The sequence below is a fragment of the Nonomuraea sp. NPDC004186 genome (genome assembly GCF_053603495.1).
In genome coordinates this window covers 46,494-52,493 of the sequence record NZ_JBSGFQ010000073.1, presented here as the reverse complement: position 1 = coordinate 52,493, position 6,000 = coordinate 46,494, and the positions used below count along the sequence as shown (strand labels likewise).

General features: G+C 70.5%; 4 protein-coding genes and 1 pseudogene. 3 read left to right on the top strand and 2 right to left on the bottom strand.

The window, feature by feature from the left end; genetic code table 11:
* Positions 1-170: 170 nt before the first annotated feature.
* Positions 171-392 (top strand): annotated as a pseudogene (locus ACWEPL_RS42860) (maleylpyruvate isomerase N-terminal domain-containing protein); the annotation flags it as partial.
* A gap of 564 nt (positions 393-956) precedes the next feature.
* Complete coding sequence (locus ACWEPL_RS42855; protein WP_452439566.1) at positions 957-1,265, top strand: hypothetical protein; 309 nt, start codon at positions 957-959, stop codon at positions 1,263-1,265.
* Between the two features lie 295 nt (positions 1,266-1,560).
* On the opposite strand, the gene recQ is transcribed toward ACWEPL_RS42855, so the two are convergent.
* Both recQ and ACWEPL_RS42845 read right to left on the bottom strand, forming a co-directional pair.
* On the bottom strand, positions 1,561-3,372 hold the full coding sequence (gene recQ, locus ACWEPL_RS42850; RefSeq protein WP_452439555.1) for a DNA helicase RecQ: 1,812 nt from the start codon (positions 3,370-3,372) through the stop codon (positions 1,561-1,563).
* A 536-nt stretch (positions 3,373-3,908) separates the two neighbouring features.
* Positions 3,909-5,105 carry an MFS transporter gene (locus ACWEPL_RS42845; RefSeq protein ID WP_452439554.1) on the bottom strand — a complete coding sequence of 399 codons (1,197 nt, stop codon included), beginning with the start codon at positions 5,103-5,105 and terminating at the stop codon, positions 3,909-3,911.
* 97 nt (positions 5,106-5,202) lie between these two features.
* On the opposite strand from ACWEPL_RS42845, the gene ACWEPL_RS42840 reads away from it, so the two are divergent.
* Positions 5,203-5,976 carry an SDR family NAD(P)-dependent oxidoreductase gene (locus ACWEPL_RS42840; protein WP_452439553.1) on the top strand — a complete coding sequence of 258 codons (774 nt, stop codon included), beginning with the start codon at positions 5,203-5,205 and terminating at the stop codon, positions 5,974-5,976.
* Positions 5,977-6,000 lie beyond the last annotated feature (24 nt).

Below are 6,000 nucleotides of genomic sequence, written 5' to 3'. Positions count from 1 at the left end.
TGCGGCTCCGGCTCCGGCTCCGGCTCCGGCTCCGGCTCCGGCTCCGGCTCCGGCTCCGGCTCCGGCTCCGGCTCCGGCTCCGGCTCCGGCTCCGGCTCCGGCTCCCAAGCGTATGCGGGGCCGATGATTTTTCCCGGGCACGCGGGTCTGCATGTGAGAGAGGAGGCGATATGTGCGATCAAGAAAAGGCACTGGCCGCGGGGGTTGCGCTGCTGGAACGGGCGATCGACTACGCGCTGGGCAGCCTCCGCGTAGTCACCCCGGCCGCCCTCTGCCGTCCCACTCCCTGCGCGGACTGGAACCTCCAGCACCTGCTCGACCACATGGCCGACTCACTCCGAACCCTGAACGACGCCGCCTCCGGCCACATCCCCCCAGCACCACCACGTATGTCCGTCACCCCTGTCCCAACGCCAAGACCCCCCAACCCACGCATGCCGCCCACCTCGGCCCCCCAAAGGCCGACCACCCCCGCACCAGGCGACGGCATCGGCACTCCTCCACAGCGCAGCCTTCGAAGGCCGACAGCACCCACGTCCGGCCGTGCAGACACCGCCTCATTGCGCTCCGGCATCCGCGGCTCGGCTGCATCTGCGTCAGGCGGAGGGTGCGGCGCCTCATCGGGCACGGACCTTCGTGGTTCGGCTGCGTCCACGTCGGGTGGAGGGTGCGGCGCCTCACCGGGTACGGGCCTTTGCGGGTCGGACGCGTCCGCATCCGATGGAGGCGGCGGCGCCTCATCGGGCACGGGCTTTCGCGGGTCGAACGCATCCGCGTCCGGGGGAGGAGACAGCGCCTCTTCGCGCTCTGGTGTCCGCGGGGTGGCTGCGTCCGCGACCGGAGAGGGAGACAGCACCGCTTTGTGCTTCAGTGGCTCTGCGCCGCGAAGGCAGGGATGCGGGGCCAACCCGGCGCTCCTTCTCAGGGACCGCGCCACAGAGGTGCTGGGTGTGTGGGTGGGCGCGGTCACCCATTCCGGGATGGTCTCCATAGGCGATCGCCATTTGACCGCGCCCATGGTGGCCGCCGCGGGTGCGATCGAGATTGCCGTGCACGGCTGGGACGTGGCCAAGGCCTGCGGTGAACAGCACCCGATCCCGGACCTCATGGCCGAGGAACTGCTGGACCTGGCCCATCTGTTCGTCACGGACGTTGACCGGCCGCACAGGTTCGCCCCGCCGAGGACCCTGCCCCCGCGCGCCTCGGCCCAGGACTACCTTCTGGCCTATCTCGGCCGTGACCCGAACTGGCCAACAGCCCTCTGACCAGCTCAACGACCCCAACCTCAAAGATAGAACAATCCAGCCCATCCAGCATTTCCCGCTCACACGCCGTACGATCATCCTGTACCGCAACCACGTCGGGGACACCGACCACAGAGCCCAGCACACGTCCGGCCGGTCGTCAGCGGGGCGGCGACACCCGATCGCCGTGACCCGGCCGACCAACGTGGTGGCGACGACCGTTCTTCGTGCGGCCGTCGCCACCACCACGCCTCGCCTTCCTGCACAAGATGAACGCACGCCTGAGGCGGGCGGCAGGAGCGGGGGTGGTGGGGGGTTAGGCGTCCTCCTGGAGGACCTCCAGGAGGGGTTCGCCGTACTTCGCCAGTTTGTTTTCGCCGACGCCGTTGATGTTGCTCAGCTCCGACAGTGAGGACGGTCGGGCGATGGCGATCTCTCTCAGGGTCGCGTCGTGGAAGATGACGTACGCGGGCACCCCCTGCTCCTTCGCGGTGGCGCCCCGCCACGATCGGAGCCGCTCGAAGAGCGGGGCCGCTTCGGCGGATAGCTCGGCCACCGCCTGGGCTTTCGATGAGGAGGCTACCTTGGCCCGGGCGGGGCGCAGGGTGTCGCGGCGCAGCAGGACCTCGCGCTGTCCCCGGAGCACCGAAGCGCTGTCGTCCGTGAGCACCAGCGCTCCGTAGTCGGACTCGACCGCCAGCAGTCCCTGCGCCAGCAGTTGCCGCACCACCCCGTGCCACTCCGCGTTGCCCAGGTCAGTGCCCACTCCGAACACCGTGAGCGTCTCGTGGCCGTGCTGCAGCACCTTGGCGGTCTTCTTGCCGAGCAGGATGTCGACCACCTGCCCCACCCCGAACTTCTGCCGCCGCTCCCGCGCCAGCCGCAACACCGCCGACAGGACCTTCTGAGCAGGGACGGTGCCGTCCCAGGATTCGGGCGGATTCTGGCAGGTGTCGCAGTTTCCGCAGGGTTCGGCGCCCTTCTGGCCGAAGTAGTCGAGCAGCATCACCCGGCGGCACCCGACGGTCTCGCACAGCGCCAGCATGGAGTCGAGGTGGACCACCTGGCGGCGGCGGTGGGCCTCGTCGCCCTCCATGGCCATCCGCCGGTGCTGGACGACGTCCTGGAGGCCGTACGCCATCCACACTGTGGCCGGGAGGCCGTCGCGGCCCGCGCGCCCGGTCTCCTGGTAGTAGCCCTCGACCGACTTGGGCAGGTCGAGATGGGCGACGAAGCGTACGTCGGGCTTGTCGATGCCCATGCCGAACGCGATCGTGGCCACCACGATCAGCCCGTCTTCGCGCAGGAAGCGGGACTGGTGGGTGGCGCGGGTGCGGGCGTCGAGACCCGCGTGGTACGGCACGGCGGCGATGCCGTTGTCGACCAGGAACTCGGCGATCTTCTCGACCGAGGAGCGCGACAGGCAGTAGATGATGCCGGAATCGCCCGGATGCTCGGTGCGCAGGAACTCCAGCAGCTGCCGCTTGGGCTCGCTCTTGGGTGTGATGCGGTAGTGGATGTTGGGCCGGTCGAAGCTGGCGACGAAGTGGCGGGCCTCGCTCAGGCCGAGCCTGGAGGAGATCTCGGCGTGCGTGGCCGGGGTGGCCGTGGCGGTCAGCGCGATGCGCGGCACATCGGGCCAGCGCTCGTGCAGCGTGGACAGCTCCAGGTAGTCGGGCCGGAAGTCGTGCCCCCACTGCGCCACGCAGTGGGCCTCGTCGATGGCGAACACCGAGATCTCGCCCTTGGCCAGCAGCCGCAGCGTGGCGTCCACGCGCAGCCGCTCGGGGGCGAGGTAGAGGAGGTCGAGCTCGCCGGCCAGGAACTCCGACTCGACCAGCTGCCGCTCGTCGAAGTCCTGCGTCGAGTTGAGGAACCCCGCGCGTACGCCGAGCGCCCGCAGTGCGTCGACCTGATCCTGCATCAACGCGATCAGGGGTGAGATGACGACCCCCACGCCGCGGCGCACCAGGGCGGGGATCTGGTAGCAGAGCGATTTGCCGCCGCCGGTGGGCATGAGCACGAGCGCGTCGCCGCCGGCCACGACGTGGTCGATGATCTCCTGCTGCCCCGCCCTGAACGAGTCGTAGCCGAATACGCGGTGCAGAACGTCGGTGGGGGTATCCATGTGGCTACCTTACGTGTTCGCGGGTGAGCGTTTCGTGAGTTCCGCCGACGGCGATCGGGGGCTCCAACGCGCTCGCCTTGGCATCCCCCAGTCTGCCCGACGGTGATCGGTCCGTGAGCCAGCCCATAAGGCGCCCTTCGAGCCCAGTCGGCCGCGCTCCGGCCCAGTGTCTAAAAGGAGTCCCATTGTGGGTGAGGGCGGGCGTCTCCCGAGGGGGAGGAGCGGATGGGGTCCTTCGCGCGAGTGGGGCGGGGCGCGGTTAGGCGGGGTCGTGGATTGAGGGCGGAGTGCGGCTTGGGCAGCGGGAAGGTCGCGGGGTGGACGTGGGTGCTGTTGGGAGGGCGGAGCGTCGGTTGAGCGTGGCGGGGTTGGGGGTGGGCCGGGGGTTTGCCGGTTGGGCATGGCTGGGGGTGGGAGGAGCAGAGCGGGATTGGGCGTGGCTGGGGTGACGGCGGGGCGTGGCTGGGGTGACGGCGGGGCGTGGGTGGGGTGAGGGCGGGGCGTGGCTGGGGTGTGAGTGAAGGAGCGGAGGTGGGTTAGGCGGTGGCGGGGTTGGGGTGAGCGTTGCGGTGGTAGGCGATCAGGGAGAGGGCGCCCAGGGCGCAGGCCGCTGCCACCGCTCCCATCACCGCCGGATACCCGGCGAACTGCGCGATTCCCGCCGCCAGCAGCGGCGCGACGGCCTTGGCGACCGTGATGGGCAGCGCGAGCGCCCCGCTCAGTGACGCGTACGCTCCCGTGCCGTACCGGTCGGCCAGAAGAGCAGGCCGGGCGATCGTGCCCACGCCGAACCCCAGCCCGAACAGCACCACCCCCGCCACCGCCCCCGCCGCGCTCCTGCCGACCAGCGGCAGCAGCACCGCCGCCAGCCCCTGCACCCCGAACATCACCGCCGTGATCAACGCCACCGACCAGCGGCCCTGAAGGCCGGTGGTGACGAGCCGGCCCGTGACCGACAGCACCCCGAGCAGGCCCGCGACGCCGGCGGCGAAGAGGGGGGAGTGGCCGAGGGCGATCAGGTACGTGACCAGCAGGACCCCCATGACCGACACCGCGCCGGTCTGGGTCAGGAAGGCCGCCGCCAGCAGCCAGAAGGGACGTTCGCGCAGGGCCGCCCCGACGATCTCGCGCCGGTTCACGTGCGGCGGCGCGGCCCGGCTCCGTACGGCCAGGGCGTGCAGCGGCACCGAGGTCAGGGCGTATCCGGCGGCCAGGATGACCAGGGCCTGGCGCCACCCGTACAGGTCCACGAGAAAGCCCGTCAGCGGCAGGAAGATGCTGGACGCGAAACCCGCCACGATGGTCACCGCGAGTAACGCCCGCGCCCGCCTGGTCGCGTCGAACCAGGCCACGATCACGGCGAAGGCCGCCTCGTACAGCACCATCGCCGACGCCACGCCCAGCACCCCGCAGACCAGGTACAACTGCGCCACGGAACGCACCTGGGACCACGCCAGCACCGCCAGCCCGCCCAGCACCGACCCGAGGGTCATGAGCCCGCGCCCGCCGTGCCGGTCCAGCCAGCGGCCGATGAGCGGCGCCGCCACCCCCGACACCAGTACGGCCAGGGTGATCGCTCCGGTCAGCTGTGCGACCCCGGCGTGGAGGTCGCGGGACATCGGTGGGATGAACACCGAGAACGCGTAATAGAGCACGCCATATCCGGCGGTTTGCGTGATCGAGAGAGCGCCGATCATCCACATGGGGGACTTCGGCACGGTGGCGTCGATCACTCCAGGATCGTTCCCGTTCACCGGTCAGAAATACGGTGATAAATGTCACTTCGCCGCGTCAGAATAGCGCACGGTAAAAGCGTAATAGCGTCGAGTCATGACCTTTTCCTATGTGGTGACCGGCGGCGGGCGTGGCATCGGAAAGGCCGTGGTCGAACGGCTCCTCGGCGAGAAGGGCGGCGAGAAGGACACCGTGGTGGCCGTCGAACGCGACCCCGACGCCCTCGCCTGGGCCGGCCCCCGAGTCATCCCGCTGATCGGCGACGCGGCCGACGAGGAGGTCGCCGCCTGGGCCGCCGACCTGGCCCAGGAGGTCGGCATCCTGCGCGGCTGGGTCAACAACGCCGCCGTGTTCCGCGACGCCTCCGTCCACACGTCCCCGATCGCCGAGGTCAGAGCCCTGATCGCGGCCAATCTCGACCTCGCCGTGGTGGGCTGCGCCACCGCCGTACGTCACTTCCTCGCGGCCGGTACGCCCGGCGCCATCGTCAACGTCACCTCCCACCAGGCCACCAGGGCGGTGCCCGGCAGCCTCCCCTACTCGACCGCCAAGGCCGCCACGGAGGGCCTGACCAGGGCGCTGGCCGTGGAGTACGGCAGGCACGGCATCAGGGTCAACGCCGTGGCCCCGGGCTCGGTGGCCACCGAACGGTATGAGGCGTTCCTGGAGTCGCAGACCCCGCAGGCGCGGCAGGCCGTCGAGGAGCAGCTGGCCATGCTGCACCCGCTCGGCCGGGTCGCGACCCCCGCCGAGGTGGCCTCCGTCGTGGCGCACCTCCTCTCGGACGAGGCGGCGTTCGTGAACGGCGCCACCATCCCCGTGGACGGCGGCCGCACGGTGCTGGGACTCGATCCGGAAGCCCGGGAATGAAAACCGTTGTCATCTGGTTGTGCA